Source organism: Paracoccus aminovorans (assembly GCF_900005615.1).
In the GTDB taxonomy this organism is placed as follows: Bacteria; Pseudomonadota; Alphaproteobacteria; order Rhodobacterales; family Rhodobacteraceae; genus Paracoccus; species Paracoccus aminovorans.
In genome coordinates, this window is the sequence record NZ_LN832559.1 from 1387873 (window position 1) to 1407904 (window position 20032).

A 20032-nucleotide genomic window follows, 5' to 3' on the forward strand; every position below is an offset into this window, starting at 1 on the left:
GAAGCGCAAAGATCTGCTAAGCTAGCAAGTGCTGAACATGGAGTTGAGCAATGGCTGAAAATGACCAAACCAAGGTTCCCGGTCGGGAAGTTCTCGAGTTTGATCTTCTGGATCCGAAAATGAGGGAAGACGTCATCAAGTGCATCCAGGAGCGCGGTAAGATATCGGTTGTCATCGAAGATCGCGGCACTGTCTCTCTTGATCGGCTTTCTGCCTTCAAACAACTGATCGACTGACCGGAGCGATTCGGCAATGACGGCTACGGGGCCCTTTCCGAACGAACGCACGGTTGTAGGTTTGACGTACTCCGAGTACGTGCCGGGGTTGGTCAAGGCTGAGCCCGGTCTGCTTGATTACGTAGAGATAGCGTTCGAACAACTCTTGGGAACTCCCGAGGTGGGTGCCCTGCACGATGAAATTCCGATCGTTCTTCATTGCGCCTCGCTTTCGATTGCAGGAAATAATCCGCCAGAGCAGGCGTTAGTCGATAAGCTGGCCTACTGGATTGAAAAGACAAAAACTCCGTGGGTGGGCGAGCATCTCGCCTATGTACGTAGTGACGGACACTATCGTGAGATAGCGGAGCATGACGCGGTGACGGCCGCAGAGGATCGGGCGGGTGCAGAGTTCGTTCTGGACGGCGTACCGTTCAACGTTGGCTATACGGTCAGTCCGCAACTCAGTGAGGCCGTCCTCAACAGAGTCGTGAGTGCCAGCGCCACCTGGGAAGCCAAGCTAGGGGCGACGGTGCTGCTTGAGAATGGGCCAGTTTATTTTTTCATGCCTGGCAGCACTATGAGCCAAGTCGAATTTCTCAACTTGCTCTGCGCCAAGCGCCCTGAGGCGCGGCTGCTTCTCGACCTTTCACATCTCGCCATCAGCTGTTCGAATTTGTCTTTGGACCCATTCGAGACACTGGCGGCGCTTCCGCTGGAGCGGGTAGTGGAAGTGCATCTTTCCGGAGCGCGCGAGGAAGGAGGCATAGTTTGGGACGATCATACTATGCCGGCACCAGGACTGGTTTTCGAACTGTTCGACCGGTTGATGTCCGCCTCCCGGCCGAGGGCGGTGACGCTGGAGTACAATTGGGATGCGACGTTTCCGACCGAAACAGTCATCCGCGACGTCCAGCGCGTGCGCCGAATAATCTCGGCCCGACAGACCGAAACTGCTCTGGCATGAACCCGGACCATGCGCAAAGTGTTGTTGCGCGTTGTTTGACGGATCCAGAGTTTTTGCTGCGAGCCCATGACCGGAGCCTATCGGAGCTATCTAGCGAGGGCACGGCTGAAGACATCGCGGCTGAGATGCTCGGTAACTCGGAGCTTGAGCGGCTCCTACGCTTTCGCGGCTTTATAACCAAAGTTAAGCATAACGCCCTGCGCCGCCGTATTCCCGCCACACTCGGCCTGATGGGTGGACTCGGCGTCGAACTGTTGTTCTTTTGTAACTTTTCTCAAGCCTACGTCTCCGCGAGGCGCGAGGGGCCGTTAGATGAAAGGACTCACCTCGATCTTTTCTCGGAGGCGCTCTCCGGGTTTCTCTCTGAACAGCCCGAACAGATCGCCACTCCAGTCGCGGAGACCTTTGCGCACGAACTCCTTCTCTTCGATTTGGGCAGGACACCACCGGCAATCACAGAGACAGAACACATGCGCTGGCAGGGTGCGATGTCACTGGTGCCAAAAACGACTGACATAATCCGGATTAGCGGTCGCCTTGGAGCGCGGGATTTTACTCCATTAGATGTTGTAGTGCGTCGGCATACCCTCTGTTACTGGCGTCCTGAGAATAGGGATTCTGTTTCGATATTTGAGGTGGACGCACTCACCGCCGCGGTGTTTGTGGCTCTCCGTGCGGGCGGAGGGCCGGAAGAGACGCGGCGAATGCTGGCAGAGGCACGCTTATCCCAGATCAGTCCAGAGGAGTTGCGTGCAGCCGCGGTCGCGGCTGCCCGTCGCGGCTTCGTCGAGTTGCGCGGGGAGTGGTTGCGGTGAAACTTCTGCTTGTGGACAACCTGCTTTTTGAAGGCGGCCCCGCTACTCCGGCATTTGACCCGCAGCCGCATCTAGGTCTGATGTCCCTTGTCGCCGTGGCGCACGGCGCCGGACATCACGCGGCTATTTTCAATCCTAGGCAGTTGCTGCTCGACGGGAAGTTGAAGCTGGGACCGAGCCTCTATGCAACGCTAGCCCAGATCATCTCGGATGCAGAAGCGGACGCGGTAGGCTTCACTGCACTTGGATGTAACATCCATTGCGTTGTGCAGACCGCGCAGGCGCTGCGGCGAATTAGTCCTGATCGTCCCATTCTTTTGGGGGGGCCTCATGCCACGATCCTTCATCGCGAACTACTCGAAGCCTTCGGCTGTTTCGACATCATCGCTCGGCACGAGGCTGAGCACAGTCTGCCACTGGTGCTGGACGCGCTCGAAGCGGACAGGTCGCTCTCGGGCATACCCGGGATCAGTTTTAGGTCCGCCAAGGGGCTGATAGTCGAAAATGCGCCTGCGCAAATTATCGAGGATTTGGATGCGTTACCCGTTCCCTCCTACGAGGCCTATCCGCTGCATCGGCTGGGACTAGACGAGATCCGTGTCGAGGCGGGACGGGGCTGCCCGTTCAGCTGCACTTTCTGTTCCACCGCGACCTTCTTCGGGCGACGCTACAGGCTGAAATCCGCGACGCGCCTCGTTTCCGAAATGGACATGCTGGCTGAGCGCTACGGGTTTATACGGTTCAAACTAAACCACGATCTTTTTACCGTTAATCGCAAGCTGGTTCTGGCGTTTTGTGAAGCAGTTTCCAATCGCGGTTACGAGTGGTCCTGCTCCGCCCGGATGGATTGCGTCGACGCGCCGCTTCTGGAGGCAATGGCCAAGTCTGGGTGCCGCGACATCTATTTCGGCGTCGAGGCAGGCTCGTCCCGGATGCAGGAGATAACTAAAAAGCGCCTCGACCTGGGCCTTATCGTTCCCACTTTGGCTGAAACAGCACGGCTTTCGATCCGGACTACAACGTCCTTCATAACGGGATATCCCGAGGAAAACATGGAGGATCTCGACTTGACGCTCGATGCGGTGGGAGAGGCGCATCAATGCGCCAGCGCCTTAAACGTGTCGCAGCTGCACCTTCTGACGCCGGAGCCGGGAACTGAGCTCATGGCACGGCACGGCGGCACCCTGCGTCTGGATGCGCATGTGTCGGAGTTCAACTTCCCGCGGCTTGCACCTGAGGATGACGATCTCTTGCGGCGGCATCCCGGAATCTTCCCAAACCACTATCATTTTCCGACACGGATCGCGCGCGCTCGACTGATCTTCACGACCGACCTCTGGCCTGTACTTTACGAGCTTGATCGGCCCGTGCTGGCCTACCTCATCGCATGGCATGGCGGGCGACTCAGCCGGCTGGCGGACGGGTTCTACAGCTGGTCTTGCAGGCAATTGCCGGAGATGCCGCCGCCCGGGCTTGCTTCCCTTGCAGCTTATGTTGCGGAACGCTTCGGCGCAGAGGCACCGGTGTCTTCGGTTGCCCGGTTCGCTGCGCTTCTGGCAGCGTTCACCCGCGTCGTGCCCGAGCAGGACGGTGCCGCCGACCGCCATGCCAACGGTACGCTGCGATTATCGCATGCGGCGCGTCTGCTGCCGGACTGTCACGATGTTCCCGCTCTGCTGGCCGAACAAGAGAACCTTCGGATCTACGGCACGGACAACTCGGAACGGTCCCTCTCGGACTGGTTACTACTTCACAAGAATGGGCAGGTCCGTCTCTTTGCCATCGGCTCAGAAACCCTTGAGTTTCTCGCCATGTTTTCCGAGCCTGTGACCTATGATGAGGTCTTGCGGACGTGCCTGTTGCAGCGCCGTCCGGTTGCCACACCTGAAGATGTCGCCGCGCTGATCAAACTGGGCGCGCTCGAACGCATTGCGGAAGCAGCAGGGCAAGACGCCGCATGAGCTCCGGGCCTGCACAGACGATAACTGCCTTGATGGAAGGCTACTATGTCGTCAGGATCCTTGACGCGTTCCACAGCGCCGGGCTTCTCGATCACCTGTCTGCGGGCGCTACGGTGGACGCCCTCTCAGCTAAATTTGGCTATGAGCGCGACCGCCTTGCCGCGCTGCTCGACTACTTGTCCTTGCGAAGCGATGTCGTCAAGAAGACAGCGTTAGGCTATCACGTTGCCACAGAAGATCCGGAAACTCAGTTCGCGCTGCATCTGCTCGACCAGTATGTAGGGGCCTACGGTCCTTGCCTGGAAGCGCTGTCAGACATTCTGGGTGGAAGAGTCGATGGCGGTGCTCTTGTAGATCGGGCCCGGCATGCAGCAGCATTTGCCCGCGCCGATCGAAGCCAAGCGGACCTCGATACCTTGCGGCTGCTCAGTGAGCTTCGCATCAACAACCTGGTCGATCTGGGCTGCAGTACAGCAGGCCTTATGATCGAGTATGCATTGCGCAATCCCGAGGCGCGCTGCATTGGCATTGATTGCAGCGAGCCCGCCATCGAAGAGGCACAGAGGCGCATTGCCAGAAGCGGCCTATCCGGCCAGGTGCGCGCGGTCGAGGGTGATCTGAGCGAAGTCGATGGGTTGCTAAGCGTGGAAGAGCGCGATGCGGTGGAATGTGTCATCGCAACGAACGTTGCCAATGCCTACTTCAGCGATCCCGATGGCACTGAGATCGACGCATGGTTTGCCACGTTAAAGACTGCGTTCCCCCGCCGCATCATGCTGCTCGGCGACTATTTCGGGAGCCTCGGCCATCCACTGGACGATGCTAGCGCGAGAGCACGCGGGCTGTTTCATGACGTCGCCCAGTTGCTGTCCGGCCAAGGAATTCCGCCTGGCAGTCTGGTAAAGTGGACAGAGGTGCTCGAGCGCAATGGATGCACTATAATACGATCTTTCGAAGGCGAGGGTGGCGATATGAGGCGCTTTATTCTTCTCTATCAGCTGTAAGTACTGCGACGATGTCTCCGCGCGCTGCTGCGACCTCGGCTGCGGACCAAGGCACTAGGTTGGCCTGCCGCAGCGCCTCATCGGGCAGCATGTCGAGCACGTTCCGCCTTACGACGGTAATCAGTTTTGTTAGATCGTTGCAATAAACTGAAGGATTGTCGAAGCCTCGCGCTGCGCTGTATCGATGCGAAAGATATCCTCCGCCGCAGATGCGATTGATTGGACAGGCCCTGCAGGTCGCGCAGAGGGAGCTGTTCGAGCCGTGATACTGCCGCAGGAGTGGGTGATCTAGGGCAGCCGCTAAGCTATCACGGAGAACGTTGACGCCAGTGCGGCTTGCTCCGGGGATTGCTGCACGCAGCGTGTCGACAGGGCCGACCTCACCGTCGGTCTCAATCACTACTATCTCGTTTTCTCCCGCTCCCATCGAGTCGTTCGGATATGCGAGGCCAAGTGTCGTCGCAATTATCTGTTCGAAGACCCGCACCCGAAACGGGCGCTCTGCCTCCGAGTACCAGAGGCGGAAGACATCGAGCAGCCAGTCTGCGTGGGGCGTGCCGCCCAAGTCGCCTGGAGGACGCCGATCGTGGTTCACATCAGGCAGAAGGAAGTCCACGTTAATAGGACCTAGTTCGCGCAAGTGCTTGTACGCCTTGTCAGCGGCACTTACCGGATCGATGACGGTCAGGATTCCAGGTCTAAGTCCGTGTGCCTTGGCCCGGTCCCAGCCGGCAATGACCTTGTCATAGGATCCTTCGTCAGTGTGCGTGACCCGCTGTCGATCATTCACCGCCTTGGGTCCGTCAAGGCTGACACCCACACTTACGCCCCAGTCCGCAAGCCTTCGGCACCAATAGTCTGTCAGAAGAGTCCCGTTTGTCTGGATGGAGAAGTCCGGCACGACGCCAACGTCACGTCCCCGGAGCCGGGCCGCTTCGATCAGCCGTTGGAACTTACTAGCTCCCGCCATGAGCGGCTCGCCCCCATGAAAGACAAATCGGAACCGTTTGAGACCATGCTCGGCTGCATGTTTCATGCAAATGTCTACAGTTGCATCGATCACAGCATCCGGCATCGTCTTCGGTTGTGCTAGCGCAGTGCGGTCGCCGAGATTGTACATGTAGCAATAGGTGCAGTTCAAATTGCACCGGCTTGCGATCTTAACGACTGCCAAGCAACAAGTTGGATGAATCTGCATCTCGCATGCTACTCCACCTAATGGAATCTGAGTATACGACGTGGAGCCCCCCACTAGCTATGGCCACGCCATGATAAGAGTTACGGAAGAAGCATACCACTTCACCGCCGTCCCCGGCGCCAGTCGTCGAGGCGGGCATAGATGGTGACCGCGATGCCACCGAGTGCCACCGCAATGAACACCCAGCGGAGCGTATCAAGATACGGGACCAGCGGCAGGACGGCGCTTTGCGTCTCCGCCAGCACCTGCTGCGCCACCTCCACCCCGGCTGCGCCCAGCGTCGCCACTCCGGCCGCGCCGCCCCCCTTCATGGTGCGGCTGTCGGCCAGCACTTCGCGCGCAGGCGGCGTTTCAGCTGCAAATGCAGTCGCCCGGACCGGGAATCGCTGGCCCCACTGACGAGCGGGACCGAGGTCGACGTGCATGAAGCCTGAGTGTTGAACGGCTTGCAATAAGGACCCCGCTTCTGGGGTGATCGGCGTCCAAAATGGACCCCACCGACCGGGGGTTGGGTCCATTGTGCCTTCGATGATTATCGGAGGCCGAGCACGGGATGCTGATCGTGGAGACAATCGCAAAAATCAGGCGGCTACATTTCACCGAGGGCAAGGGGATCAAGACGATCTGCCGTGACCTGAAGCTGTCGAAGAAGGTGGTGCGGAAGGTGATCCGCACCGGGATTACCGAGTTCACCTATACCCGGACGGTGCAGCCGCGCCCGAAGCTGGGTGCCTGGCTGGGGGAACTCAACCGGCTGCTGGAGGTCAACGCCGCGCGGTCCAGCCGGGAACGTCAGTCTCTGATACAGATCTACGAAGAACTGAGCGGTCTCGGTTATGAAGGTGGGTATGACGCGGTGCGCCGCTACGCCTCGAACTGGGCACGCACTCAGAGTTCAGGCGCTTCTGCCGCCTTCGTGCCCCTGAGCTTTGCGCCCGGTGAAGCCTATCAGTTCGACTGGAGCCACGAGGTTGTGGTGATCGATGGGGCGACCACCACCATCAAAGTGGCCCATGTTCGCCTGTGCCACAGCCGGATGTTCTTTGTGCGGGCCTATCCGCGCGAGACGCAGGAGATGGTGTTCGATGCCCACGACAGGGCTTTCGCCTTCTTCAAGGGCACCTGCACCCGCGGGATCTACGACAACATGAAGACGGCGGTGGAGACCATCTTCACCGGCAAGGAACGCCTCTACAATCGTCGGTTCCTGCAGATGGCCAGCCATTATCTGGTCGAACCCGTTGCCTGCACCCCTGCTGCGGGTTGGGAGAAAGGCCAGGTGGAGAGCCAGGTCGGCACTGTCCGTCAGCGGTTTTTCGCGCCCCGCGTCAGGGTCAAGAGCTACGAGGAACTGAATGCCTGGCTGCTGGACAAGTGCATCGCCTCGGCCAGAACCAGCAAGCATCCGGAGCTGACGGACAAAACCGTCTGGCAGGTCTTCCAGGAAGAGCGCCCGCACCTTGTCCCCTATGCCGGGCGCTTCGACGGATTCCATTCACTGCCTGCGGCGGTGTCAAAGACCTGTCTCGTGCGCTTCGACAACAACAAATACTCCGTCGCGGCAACGGCTGTCGGGCGGCAGGTCGAGATCAGGGCCTATGCTGAGCGGATCGAGATCCGGCAGGAGGGCCGACTGGTCGGAGACCACCCGCGTCACTTCGGCCGGGACCGAACGGTTTACAATCCCTGGCATTATGTGCCTGTTCTGCTTCGCAAACCCGGGGCGCTGCGTAACGGCGCACCGTTCAAGGACTGGGTTCTTCCCGGAGCTCTTGAACAGATCCGCCGCAAGCTGCAGGGCTCCTCAGATGGCGACCGCCAGATGGTGAAGGTCCTCGGCGCTGTGCTGACGGAAGGGATGCCTGTGGTTCAAAAGGCATGTGCCGAAGCTCTCTCGCAAGGCGTCCATTCTGCCGATGTAATCCTCAATATTCTATCCCGCAGGCGAGATCCGGAACCACCACCGCTTCTGCTGACCTCTCCGGCCTTGCAGTTGACCCATGAGCCTGTGGCGGACTGCGCCCGTTATGATCTGCTGCGGAGGGCCTGCTGATGGATCGTGCTGACATCATGGCTGCAATGGGCGAGTTGAAGCTCTACGGGATGCGCGCCGCTTATGACGAACTCATGGCGGTGGCTGTGCGCCGCCAGCACGAACCCCGCCAGATCGTTGGAGATCTTCTGGCCGCCGAGATCAACGAGAAGAAAGCGCGGTCGGTCAAATACCAGATCACCACCGCCAAGCTGCCCTATGCCCGGGAGATCGAGGAGTTCACCTTCGATGACACCCCAATCAACGAGACCCTGGTGCGAGATCTGGCCAGCGGGGAGTTCCTCAGCCAACAGCGCAATGTCGTGCTGGTTGGCGGCACCGGGACCGGCAAGACCCATATCTCTGTGGCCATAGCGCGCGCGGTCATCCGCAATGGTGCCCGGGGCAGGTTCTTCAATGTCGTCGATCTGGTGAACAGGCTGGAGGCCGAGGCCCGTGCCGGACGGGCAGGCCGGCTTGCAGAACATCTGATGCGGCTCGACTTCGTCATCCTCGATGAACTCGGATACCTGCCATTCGCGCAGTCCGGCGGCCAGCTGCTGTTCCATCTGATCAGCAAGCTCTATGAGCAGACTTCCGTCATCGTCACCACCAACCTCGCATTCGGGGAGTGGCCGACCGTCTTCGGAGACGCAAAGATGACCACCGCGCTGCTCGACCGGCTCACCCACCACTGCGACATCGTCGAGACCGGCAACGACAGCTGGCGCATCAAAACCCGAGCCTGAACACCCTCCAAAACGCAGGCCCGCGTCGGCTGCGCCAGCTGGAAAGCTACGCCGCCACGGGCCTGCTCACCCGCGCGCCAAAGGGGTCACTTTTGGACGCCGATCAGGGGGCCCGTTTGAATGCCGATTGACACTGATCATCGATGAAACGCCGGTGAACCCGAAGTTCTACGAACGAATGTCAGAGCTGCTGACCGACCTCGTCAAGAAACGTAAGGACGACGCCATCGCCTACGCGGAATACCTCGAAAGGATCGCGGAACTGGTCAGGGCTGTAAAGGCCGGGCATGGCAGCGAATACCCATCGTCCATGACCACGCCGGGGCGCAAGGCGCTCTACGACAATCTCGGTCAGGATGAAGCCGCGACCATGGCAGTTGATGAGGCAATCCGAGGCACAGCCCAGACGGGATGGCGCGGAAACAAGATGAAGGAGCGGATGCTGCGGCGGAAGCTGCTGGAGATCTTCGGTTCAGAAGACGCGGTGGACAGCATCATCGAGATCATTCGGTCGCATGATGAATACTGAAGTGATCGAGATCGCCGGGCTGTCGGTAGAACTGGTCCGCAAACCGATCAAGAACCTGCATATCGGGGTCTATCCTCCGGCAGGTCGCGTGCGGGTCGCAGCTCCTCCAGCCATCAGCGAGGATGCCGTCCGGGTCGCGGTTGTGACCCGGCTTGGCTGGATCAAGAAGAAGCAGCGCGAGTTCGAAGGTCAAGCACGGCAACCCCAACGCCTGTATGTCTCCGGCGAAACTCATTTTGTCTTCGGAAAACCGCTTAGACTTCTGGTCCAGCCGAACGGCAAGAGCCGCTGTGCCATCCAGCCAGACGCTTCGGATCGCCTGACGATGGCAGTGCCAGAAGGCTCAACGACCGACCAGAAAGCACACTGGATGGCGACGTGGTACAGGTCGCAGCTCCGGACAAAAGCCGCTCCCCGCATTGCGAAGTGGTCGGATCGGCTGGGTGTCGCGATGCCGCGATGGGGCATCAGGCAGATGAAGACGAAGTGGGGCAGCTGCAATCCCGAAAAGGGACTGGTGTGGCTGAACCTCGACCTGGCGAAGAAGCCTCTGGCCGCCCTCGACTACGTCATCCTGCATGAGCTGGCCCATTTCGTGTCACCGCGACACGACGAGCTCTTCTTGAACACCCTCGATCGAAACATGCCGGGGTGGCGACAAATCCGGTCAGAACTCAACGCGCTTCCCCTGTCGGATTGAAGCTCGTTGCAGGAGTTCGATTTCTGTTCCATCTCACGAACGCCACCGGCCTCGAAGTGTTCAGGTGGCGCGAGGAATTGGCCCCATATTGTCAATCGGTTACGGGCTCTGCACCGGATGCGCGCAGTCGAGAGGTCCGGAGAATATCGGGCTTCAGAGAACCATTCCGGCTGCTGCAGCGAGGGCGCCAGTGCAAAGCTAACCGCGCATAACCCTCGAAAACAACGGGAAAATCCGGCCACAGCCGGATCGGGAGAACGCTTTCGCGGGGGCAAGTGGCGGAGGGGATGGGTCTGAAATCGAACGTTCTCCACCCTCTAAGCTATTGTTTTAATTTAGATGACTGATGATTTGAATCGTCATTCGATTCGGTCGCGACTGGCAGCGAAACACGCGCAAAGGCGCCAACACATCCCACGTTCGGATTTTTCGTGGCCACAACCAGGCCCAAGCATTTTTGGCCTTCCTGAGCGGGGTGCCAAAATGTAAGCGAGGTCCATCACGCTGAAATAGCAGCAATTTTTTAAGCGCCGCGGTGGAGCCTGGCAAGATGAATTCGACCTTCTCACTCCTTATCGTCTTCCTGACCCAGCTCTTCATGCCCCGGCACAACGCACAGCTGAGGCTGCTCAGGGCCCAAATCCAGATCCTGCGAACCCGCATCCCGACGCAGAGGATTATCCTGTCTCCGGAAGAGAAAGCCGAACTGCTGCGCATCGGAGCGGAGTGTGGGCATGATATCGACGGGCTACTGGAGGTCGCCAAGCCTGTGACCTATAAGCGCTGGCTGGCCCAGATGCGCAGTGGACGCCCCTTCAAAGCCGTGGGCAGACCGCGCCTGACACAGGAGTTGCGCGACGTTGTCATTCGCATCGGGTCGGAAAACCTTCTGTGGGGCTACAAGCGGATCGCCGGGGAGCTGAAAAAGCTGGGGCTCTACGCCGGCACCAACTCGGTAAAGCGCATCCTGAATGATGCTGGCATCCACCCGAGCCCTGAGAAGCGCAAGAAGAAGCCAGCCCTGCCATGGACCACCTTCGTCCGGGCACATATGGAAAGCATGGTTGCTTGTGACTTCTTCACAAAGACCGTGCTCACCGCTCGTGGGCCGCTGACAGCCTATGTGCTGATTTTCATCCACATCGGCAGTCGCCGGGTTTATTGTAGCGCCCCGACCTATGCCCCGGACTCGGCATGGGTGACCCAGCAGGCACGCAACACGCTTATCTGGTGCGCAGAGCATGGGATCGCGCCGGGTTTCCTCATCCGAGATGCCGACACCAAGTTCAGCGCCAGCTTCGATACCGTTTGGGCATCTGAAGGTGCCAGGGTGATCCAGATCCCGCACAGGGCGCCAGACGCTAATGCCTTCGCCGAATCTTTCATCGGCACCGTGAAGCGTGAATGCCTGGATTTCTTCGTCTGCTTCAGCCGCTCGCAACTCGATTACATCCTGCGGACTTGGGTGCGCCATTACAACACTGAGCGTCCGCACCGTGGACGGGGTATCGGGAACAATGTGCTACAAGTCGATTTCCGGCCCGTCCGTGACGGCCCGATCCGGCGCAACCGGCAGCTCGGCGGCATCATCACATCCTACACCCGCGACGCGGCGTGAGTGCAGCCTATCCTGCCGAGATTATGGTGGGAAAATACCACCGCGCCGCCATTGACTGCAGCATGCTACAACGGACCGGAGCAAGCAAAGCTGCAAGTGCGGTAGGCCCCCTCCGCGATTTTGTCGAATTTGGGTGCTACATTCCGGGGAACTGACGCCTTCTCTTCAGAGCTGCACCCAGAAACACTGACGACGGCATGCGGTCGGCTTCGGCCCAGCGCGAGACAAAACTTTCAACCGCCGGCGCAAAGGCCTTTGCAATTAACCGGTCCTCGTCTCCGGGCGTAGATGCCGGCACACTCTCCATTGGTCTCAGCAGCAGTTCCGCAAACTCTTCGTGCGGCAGCTCCTTGGCACCGTCCTTGTTACCAGACGAAGCGATCAACTCTTCCTCTAGTAACTCGCCAGAAAGACCCTGCCAGCGAACCTGATGAACGGCCACCACGTCCTCGTGATCTTCGGCTTCCGTTTGGGCCTCCGCGTACAGTCCGTCGAAAATCAGCCGATCGTTAGCCAGCTCTGATAGATCACGCACAAAGCCTGCTTCGAAGTCCATAGGAACAAGCGACGGGTCAGCGATTGCCTTTGCGTGGTCGGCCGTCAGGCGCACAATGCTGCGACGGCCGAACTCTGGCCAGCGACCGATATCCTCTTCGCCGAGCTCAATCTCAAGCGTCTTTCCGCCATGCATCTCGGCCCTCAGGTCGTATCCGGCGATTGGTGCCATCCCTTTGACAAAGCTGACCATATGCCGAAAGTCGAAGCCGCCCGAAACGCGTGTCTGGTGAGCGGATGCGAATTGCAGAATATCGTCCTCGGCCGCCCGCGCCTTCTGTGCTTCGCGTATGGCTTCAGCGATCTCCTCTTCCGTCTGGTCCATCTTCATGCTTGTCGCACGCTCGAGGATGCTTTCCATGTCGATGTAAGACATCAGCTCTCCGAGCACTTCCGCAGCCAATGCATCCTTCATCTCGCCGGCAACGCTTGCCATATCCTGTGCAATCGTACTGACGCGATCCAACAACAAAGTGATCGCGCTGTTGTCGAACCCATCATCCGACTGCAAATTGATAACTTGAACGCGCCGTGTCTGACCATAGCGGTACAAGCGGCCGATCCGTTGGACCAAACGTGCCGGGTTCCAGGGCAAGTCGTAATTCACCATGATATGACAGGCGTCTTGCAGGTTTAGGCCTTCGCCCCCCGCTTCAGTCGATAACATGACCTGAGCCTCTCGGCTGTTGAAGGCGCGGACATTCCTTATTTTTTCATCCAGCGACATCGAGCCGTTGATCGCGGCAACCTGCACCCCAGGACATGCGTGCGCAATCGCCTCTGCCAGGTAACTCTGGGTGGCCCTGTACTCAGTAAACACCAAAAGATTTTGGTTCTGTGCTAGAAGCGGCGAAACCACGTCATTTAGAAATGTCTGTAGCTTCGCATCCGATAGCCGAGCCACGCGGATAAGTTTCAGAACGGCCTGAACCTCGCGTGCTTCATCGGCGAAAAAGGCGCCAACCTCACCGATTGGCCCAATTTCCGAAAGGTTGTCATCCCCTTCGAGTTGCTCGTCTGAAGGTATCACCGGCGCCGATGCGGCATCGAAACCTTGCAGCCGCTCCAAGCGACGTTCTAGTGCTCTCTCGATTGCCGCCACAGAAGATGAAGCGAGTTTGCGATACGTCGTCATGACAAAGCCGATGGCTCGGCCGATCGTTCTATCCTTCGCGTCGGCACTGGCGCGATACCCCTCGCTCAAATACCTCCGGAGCGCCTTGTCGGCAGTGCGCATTTCGGGCGATGGGATTACCATGTGGCGAAGCGTGTCGTGACCGCGAAAAATCAGATTGCCTTCTGCATCCGTGACGCGGGTCTTCCGGTTGCGAATGATGATGTCCCCAACCACCTCTGGGTTCATTTCTAGCGTTCGGATTTCAGGCAAGAGGTCCGGTCGTACCAACTCCAATAGGGCCGCGAAACGACGAGTCTTACCTTGGTGCGGCGTTGCAGTAAGCAATAGCAACGAATGCGTCCGGTCGCGAAGCTTGTGCGCGAGCGCGTAGCGTTCAGTCTGCTCACCCGTTTCCGACCGGCCGAGCCGATGCGCCTCGTCAAACACAATAACATCCCAGAAGCCGGCTTCGATGAGCCGCGCCAAATGCTCGTCGCGCTTTGCGAGATCGAGCGAGATTATGACATTCTCCCTCAGTCGCATCTCGTCGGCGTATTCGGGGCGGAAGTCGCGTTGATAGATCTCGAAGGCACGTCCGAACTTGGCGCGCATCTCATCTTTCCACTGCTTAGTCAGCGAAGAAGGGCAGACGATCAGAACGCGCCTGCAGCGGTTACGCTGCGAGAGGGCGTGAAGAATAAGACCAACTTCAATGGTCTTGCCAAGACCAACATCGTCGGCGATCAGCCAACGCGCCTGAGGGGAAGTTACGACCTTCCGCGCCACATCAAGCTGATGCGGTAGAGGGTCGATGTCGAGACGACCGAAAGCTCCGGTGTTCGCATTCCATATTTTAAGTGCCTTAGACAGCATTCGGAGCCGGAATCGCTCCGCATGGTCCATATGCTGGCCGGTTTGTCGCCTTGCGATCCGTAGCTCGACAGGCATCGCCTGCGCGAGGACACGCCAGTCCAACCACCTGGTTTCTCCGGTCTCTGCGAACTGTACGAGAACCTGCTCGAAACCTGCGAGCGAACGCGTGGCAAGTACAACTCCAGTCCCGAGGCTCAGTCCGCGACCTCGCGGCGGCTTGTGCTGTACTTGCTGTCCAGGAGCATATGCGGGTTTCAGGTCCGATAGCGCAACCCATACTCGGCGACTGCCTGTCATTGCAAGTTGCGCCTCGTTCGGCTCTGCCTTCGGCCTCAGATCATGGATCACCCCGCGCGCCTCGTCTTCCATCTTCACTAGGGCGCCCTTCGATGGATAAAGCGATCTATGCATCCTTGCCTTCCTCTTTTGCCTCGGCTTCCTTTCTTGCTGCAACCCGTTTGGAGTGTGGAAGTAATGAAAGAAAACCAACGTCGCAGCGTCCATATTTTTTCTCAAAGCGCCAAATCTCACCTTCGCTATCTTCGAGACGGAAGGAACTTGAAGGTTGAACGTCAATGGGCTCCTCATAATACCAAGATTCACGATCAGCTAGTTCAATGCTCTCGCAATCGAGATTAAGGAAAGCAGGATAGCTCCAAAACCGTGGGTCTATAAGATCACCCTCACTCGATTGCTCTGGCTGCATCTGAAGCCATGCGTTTCGCCAATCGTCAAAAATCCTTCGCTCGGCCTCCACGCGCCCAACCCGATGGATCAATGCCAATGCGAGTTTCCAAGAAAGAGCGCTGCGATAGCTCAACCGCTCCTCTGTCTCCCAGGCGCGCTGCATTCTGTTGAACTTTCGATGAGACCAAAGCCAAGGAGATTCTCGCCAAAGACATTTTAGTTCGCATGCGTCTTCCAAGTCTTCGAGGCTGCAGCCAGCTTGCACCAGCCTTGAGAGAGCCCGATAACTCGACGAGAACGGGAACTCTACCAAGACTGCTTTCAAACGACCTCGAAGCAGGGAACGTTGGTCAAGCTTTATTATACGCATCTGGCTGACTAGCCTTGCGGCGTAGTCGTCCAATAGTTGACCATCGGTGATGGTCTCTTCTTCGATAAATGAAAAAAGTAGATCCGGATCTTCCTCATATAGATCCAAATCCAAAAGGTCTTCCCATTGAGCGCTTTCAGTTTCGCTTTCGATCTCCCCTGGGCCAAACTCCGAAAAATCATGGAAGTCAGAAACTTCGAACAAATCACCGTTGGCGCGGGCGCGTTCAATTTCCTCATCGGCGTCGTAGGAAAGCACAGCCTCCCATAGATCGTCGGCCTGTTCATCGAACACATCGTCGTCACCAATGAGTTCATCATATTCGTCACCCGCCTCAACAAGCTCGAGATCGGCACTCAATCTCGAAGAATCGGGATTTGGTGGAGCCAAGCCGGGATCCGGGTTCGGCTCACGGTTAGCCGAAACGTCATTCTCCGCTTCAAATTCTGTGACTGCTTCGACTGCCGGCGGTTGGCGCCCAGAAGCGGGAAATTCCGATTGTATTGGAGCTTCGGCATGCGGGTTGCCAGAAGGATCCTCCGCAAGAATTTGAGGCTCAATAAGAAGCAGATCTGGGTGAACGCTGTCTTCGATTACCTGCCGGGGATCGGCCGCCGATTCGTCAGGCTCGGAGCGGGCCTCAGCCTTTGCAGCGCCGGGCATGTATTCGGCTTCGGGGCCACCCCAATCAGATGGTGGGTTTAAATCTGGATGTGTGGGTGCCTCCGGAGATACACCCAGCTTGCGTCTCAACTTAGAAAACAGGCTCTTCATTATTCAGCCGTTTTCGCTAACGGCAGCGCGCGCAATGTACTCACTAGTCGCATCTGCTCAAACCACTTCATGATCTACTGCATCGACGCGCGATGCGCCGAAGACCAGAGAATTGACGACCAGCTGTCGCAAACTTTCTCTTTGGTCTCCCTGAGTGCCGGCGAGATCGTGCGTGGCTACGATCAGCGTTTCATCTGCTCCCCTTTTCGCGATGGAGTTCCGGCAACGGATCTGATCGGGCGGCAAGTCGCCATGATGGGGGTACAGCAGCACGACGTTCGGGCAGTCGTAGAGCCTGCCATATGCCATCAGCTGGTACACGTCCGTCTGGCTGACCCCCTGCTTTGGATCGTCGATCCGTGGCGTCATGCGCTTCCACTTCGTGTCGATGATCAGCGCGATCTTCTCGCCCTGCCGGACGATGAGGTCCGGCCTTGTGCGGAAGCGGCCGGTCTCGCCCTCGTAGAGACAATCCCGATGGCCGCCTTGCGACGACACACGGAAGCCCGTGCCGGCCAGAGCACGCGACAGGGTCCGTTCGATGTATGCTTCGAACAAGACGTTCATCTCGAAGAGTAGCGCGTGACCGTCGATCGTCCCCGCGCTCGTCTGCTGGTGCCGGTCCGATAGAAAGAGGCGCGCGAGAGACAGGAGATCCCGCCAACGACGATTGGTGCGGTCCAGGACGATCCGGTCCCAGCGGAGGGCGTTCGGAGGAACGTCGGCTACGTCGGCGTACACGAAGCTCAGCTCGCGCAGCGCGCGCTGGTTATCCGGAGCACCGGACAGACGCGACAGCTTGCTGACAGCCGCCCGCATGACCTGATTCAGAGCGATGTCAGGCGAAAGGGCATCGAAACGGCATGCGAGCTTTTGTGGTGAAACCGCGAGCGTCGAGAACTGCCGTATCACGTCAAGGCGTCCCCGAAGCGCAGGCAAGTCGTCTTCGTGTTCGAGGTAGTGGCGTGGCATCCCCTGCCGGACCGCGTCAGTGAGCTTCGCACAGAACAGGCGGATAAGAAGTTCGAGCACGGTCTCGCGCTGCCAGCCAAGCTGTGTCATCGCGCCGGCTTCGATTGGCAGATCGTAGGTCACCGCAAGCATGTGGATGAGGCGCTGCCGGAGCACCGTATCCGACACCCCGCTCTCCCCGCCCCCCTCGATCTTTGGGAGAATCTCCAGTTGGCAGCCGGGGGTGGCAATGACGCCGACAACGCCACGCGCGCGTAGCCCCTTCCGTCCGTGTTCCAGAACACCCTCACCCCGGCGCCCGGAGAAGGTCGACGTCCTCGCAACCGCGGCAAGCCGATCAGCCTGCGTCTCCGGGATCTCGGCGTCGCCGGACCCGTAGGCGATGCGCTCCCACTCGCGGATCGTGCGGCGGATCATGGCCCGACCAACTTGCTGTAGTCGAAGCCTTCATCGACGGATCGGACCTGCCAGCGAAACCGGGCGACAGCATCGCCGTCCTCGAGGCCCGGAGGCGGTTTCAGGATCGTACGTTTGAGAAAGCTACCAGTGATCGAACTTTCGCCCGGTTCCAGGTCGCCAAGCACCGCCGCGATCTTTGCCCAGTCTTCGAAGAAGTATTCCGCGAGGAGCGGGATTACCTTGTGGCGCATGACCTCGTCGACATCTACTCGCGAACTGCACGCAGTGAAGTAGGCGTGTCCAATCTGGTGTTCGCGGTCGTAGAGATACTCGATCCGCTCGTTGATGGTGGTGAGCAGTCGCGGCAGGTCGATCCCGCATTTCTCGGCAGCGTCTTTGAGGATTGATGCGTCGGGCATCATCTCACGGAAGGTGAACCGGCGCCGGAGTGCTGTGTCGAGAAGCGCAATCGACCGGTCGGCGGTGTTCATCGTGCCGAGGATGTGCAGGTTGGACGGCACACCGAACTCGTCCCCGGAATAGGGCAAGCGGAGCCGCACCGCATTCGGCTGATTGAGCCGCTTGTCGGCCTCGAGAAGGGTGATCAGTTCGCCGAAGACCTTGGAGATGTTCGCACGGTTGATCTCGTCGATAATAAGGACGAACTGATCGGGCTCGCCACCCCCGTCGCTCCTCTGGCTATTCATGTAGCGCTCGAGAGCAGGAATATTGAGCTCGCTGTCGTAGAGCAGATAGATCGACTGCTGCATGAAGCCGCGGCTGTAGATCTCGCTGACCGGTACCCCGTCACTATCCACCCAAAGCCATCGCACCGCGCGCCGGTGGGCATAGCCCCCTTCCGGCCGTGGCTTGAACTCGTAGTCGCCGACGAACTCCCCAATGGCACGGAACTGCTGGTTTCCCTTCGACACGATCACGATGTCGCCTTGCCGGACCCAGTTCCGGAATCGGAAGGGCATTTGAACCCATCCGGATCTTGCATCTAGGTCGCCGCCGCCGTCTCGATGGTTCTTGCAGGCATTGAAGATCGCCTCACGGCTTGCGTACTTCTCATCGCTCCAGTCGATGTCGTCGAAGCCGAGGAGTGTGTAGCCGCCCTCTATTGCTTCCTCGAACAGGTGCGCGTCCTCGGGGTTGTTCGCTTCGCCGATCGACATCTTGAAGACCTGGCGGCCCTCTAGCCTGATCATGTCATCGCCCGATGAGCGCCCACGGCTGGTCTCCGCGCGCTTCGCGATCCGCCTGAATATCCCGTGGACCGTTTCGAGCCGGAAGCCGGCAGACTCCGCCTCGCCGTCTCCATCCACCCCGGTCATGGGCTGCCGACCTTCGACGAAATCCTCGTAGGACATCGACTGGTGGAACGTGACAAACTCGATATGCCCGGCCGCCACGAGCCTCTGGTAGACCGCCATGAGCTCGGTCCGATCCTGCGGGACTGGCTCACCACAGAGCCGCACCGCCTCCGCCGCAGTGGTGAAGGTCTTCCCGGTCCCTGGCGGCCCATAAAGGATTAGGTTGGTTGCGGACGCCGATATCGTCGTGCTCGCTTGGTGCATTGTGTCCGCTTCCGAGTTAGATCCAAGTTGGTAGGTAAATGTTGTTGAGCTGCTAGGATTCGGTTCTGAAATCGCGGGCGGCGGGACCTTCGCAAGCTGCTGAAGCTTCTCGCCACCGAGAGTTTGGCAGATATTTGGGAAAGCGTTCTTAAGCCCCATTGCGCTGGCCAGGTCTCCAGCACGTACGGTCACAGTCTTTAGGCGTTTCTCCCGAGCCGGCTCGATAAAGTAATTGAGTGCGCATAGCCTGATACGATCAGCGCCTGAAATTAGGTGCTCGTATCGTTCGGGCGCTTGAACAGGCTCATCCGCCTGATCAACGATAATGAAGCCGGAGTTGTGAAGCCTGGCAGCCGCGTCAGCTTTTTGGCCCCAACCACCATTCAGCTCAGTCTTTTTCAGGAGGTATCCTACGAGCGGCTTGCTGGGGTAGACGCGGTTCTCACGGTCGCGGCTGGATCGCACCCAGTAGTCCCGCGGATCACCAAAGTGGCGGAATATTTCGCTTTCCTCGCCGTTCTTACTGTAGCGATCAAAGGCATCCATCGACTCTTCGACCTCTGGCCTCGTGAAAATGCCTCGCGTTTCGACCTGTGTGGGAAGGTTCATCGTTGCAGGTTGCCAATGACTACCATTGCTATTTCCGTCGATAACCACGCCCGCTGCACGGCTCTGACTGTTGAACACATGATCGACGCTGAAACGAAAAAGTGCCGGATTCTCATCGGGGACGAGAATACCCTGTTCAACCAAACGGTCTCGTTCGGGCCTGTCGCGTTTCTTATTTGGGGATCCTTCCCGCATCGCGGTTGACCCCTGGCGAACAACGAAGCCAGATGGCACTGGCTTGCCGAAGGCGAGCGCCTGCTCTTTCTTGATTTGTAGCCAGCCGTCTTCAGTTTTTATCATCTTTTTTC

15 protein-coding genes and 1 pseudogene are annotated in these 20032 nt (G+C 58.7%); 10 read left to right on the forward strand and 6 right to left on the reverse strand.

The window, feature by feature from the left end; genetic code table 11:
* The first annotated feature begins 50 nt into the window (after positions 1-50).
* From JCM7685_RS06945 to JCM7685_RS06965, 5 genes are read left to right on the forward strand one after another with little or no spacing between them, the layout of a single operon-like run.
* Entirely contained in the window at positions 51-236 is a 186-nt protein-coding gene (locus tag JCM7685_RS06945; RefSeq protein WP_074971105.1) for an ApyA family aminopyruvatide-related RiPP, read from the forward strand.
* A 16-nt stretch (positions 237-252) separates the two neighbouring features.
* Positions 253-1182, forward strand: coding sequence for a DUF692 domain-containing protein (locus JCM7685_RS06950; RefSeq protein ID WP_083412975.1), 930 nt, complete (start codon positions 253-255; stop codon positions 1180-1182).
* Complete coding sequence (locus tag JCM7685_RS06955) at positions 1179-1997, forward strand: hypothetical protein (protein ID WP_145981073.1); 819 nt, start codon at positions 1179-1181, stop codon at positions 1995-1997. The genes JCM7685_RS06950 and JCM7685_RS06955 overlap by 4 nt, the downstream gene beginning before the upstream one ends.
* Positions 1994-3958, forward strand: a complete 1965-nt coding sequence (locus tag JCM7685_RS06960; protein WP_139218153.1) for a B12-binding domain-containing radical SAM protein — start codon at positions 1994-1996, stop codon at positions 3956-3958. Before JCM7685_RS06955 ends, JCM7685_RS06960 begins: the two co-directional genes overlap by 4 nt.
* 32 nt (positions 3959-3990) lie before the next feature.
* Positions 3991-4962, forward strand: coding sequence for an SAM-dependent methyltransferase (locus JCM7685_RS06965; RefSeq protein WP_170848994.1), 972 nt, complete (start codon positions 3991-3993; stop codon positions 4960-4962).
* On the opposite strand, the gene JCM7685_RS06970 is transcribed toward JCM7685_RS06965, so the two are convergent.
* Both JCM7685_RS06970 and JCM7685_RS06975 read right to left on the reverse strand, forming a co-directional pair.
* Positions 4940-6160 carry a radical SAM protein gene (locus JCM7685_RS06970; RefSeq protein ID WP_083412974.1) on the reverse strand — a complete coding sequence of 407 codons (1221 nt, stop codon included), beginning with the start codon at positions 6158-6160 and terminating at the stop codon, positions 4940-4942. The genes JCM7685_RS06965 and JCM7685_RS06970 overlap by 23 nt on opposite strands.
* Positions 6161-6261: 101 nt before the next feature.
* Positions 6262-6594: pseudogene (locus tag JCM7685_RS06975) on the reverse strand (YcbK family protein); the annotation flags it as partial.
* Between the two features lie 119 nt (positions 6595-6713).
* On the opposite strand from JCM7685_RS06975, the gene istA reads away from it, so the two are divergent.
* From istA to JCM7685_RS07000, 5 genes are all read left to right on the forward strand, one after another.
* A complete protein-coding gene (istA, locus tag JCM7685_RS06980; RefSeq protein WP_090271472.1) occupies positions 6714-8213 on the forward strand; it encodes an IS21 family transposase in 1500 nt (499 codons plus the stop codon).
* Positions 8213-8941 (forward strand): IS21-like element helper ATPase IstB, encoded by a 729-nt coding sequence (istB, locus tag JCM7685_RS06985; RefSeq protein ID WP_028030902.1) that lies wholly within the window; start codon positions 8213-8215, stop codon positions 8939-8941. The genes istA and istB overlap by 1 nt, the downstream gene beginning before the upstream one ends.
* A gap of 127 nt (positions 8942-9068) precedes the next feature.
* Positions 9069-9470 carry a hypothetical protein gene (locus JCM7685_RS06990; protein WP_074971043.1) on the forward strand — a complete coding sequence of 134 codons (402 nt, stop codon included), beginning with the start codon at positions 9069-9071 and terminating at the stop codon, positions 9468-9470.
* A 1-nt stretch (position 9471) separates the two neighbouring features.
* Positions 9472-10170 carry a M48 family metallopeptidase gene (locus JCM7685_RS06995; protein WP_231964700.1) on the forward strand — a complete coding sequence of 233 codons (699 nt, stop codon included), beginning with the start codon at positions 9472-9474 and terminating at the stop codon, positions 10168-10170.
* Positions 10171-10720: 550 nt separating this feature from the next.
* Positions 10721-11788 (forward strand): integrase core domain-containing protein, encoded by a 1068-nt coding sequence (locus tag JCM7685_RS07000; RefSeq protein WP_074971041.1) that lies wholly within the window; start codon positions 10721-10723, stop codon positions 11786-11788.
* A 136-nt stretch (positions 11789-11924) separates the two neighbouring features.
* Here JCM7685_RS07000 and JCM7685_RS07005 read toward each other — a convergent pair whose 3' ends face one another.
* From JCM7685_RS07005 to JCM7685_RS07020, 4 genes are read right to left on the reverse strand one after another with little or no spacing between them, the layout of a single operon-like run.
* Positions 11925-14702: a DEAD/DEAH box helicase gene (locus JCM7685_RS07005; protein ID WP_170848993.1), complete on the reverse strand. Its 2778-nt coding sequence runs from the start codon at positions 14700-14702 to the stop codon at positions 11925-11927.
* A 34-nt stretch (positions 14703-14736) separates the two neighbouring features.
* Positions 14737-16164 (reverse strand): hypothetical protein, encoded by a 1428-nt coding sequence (locus JCM7685_RS19850; protein WP_170848992.1) that lies wholly within the window; start codon positions 16162-16164, stop codon positions 14737-14739.
* A gap of 57 nt (positions 16165-16221) precedes the next feature.
* Positions 16222-17553 carry an McrC family protein gene (locus JCM7685_RS07015; protein WP_074971035.1) on the reverse strand — a complete coding sequence of 444 codons (1332 nt, stop codon included), beginning with the start codon at positions 17551-17553 and terminating at the stop codon, positions 16222-16224.
* On the reverse strand, positions 17550-20024 hold the full coding sequence (locus JCM7685_RS07020; RefSeq protein WP_170848991.1) for an AAA family ATPase: 2475 nt from the start codon (positions 20022-20024) through the stop codon (positions 17550-17552). Before JCM7685_RS07020 ends, JCM7685_RS07015 begins: the two co-directional genes overlap by 4 nt.
* Positions 20025-20032: the final 8 nt, after the last annotated feature.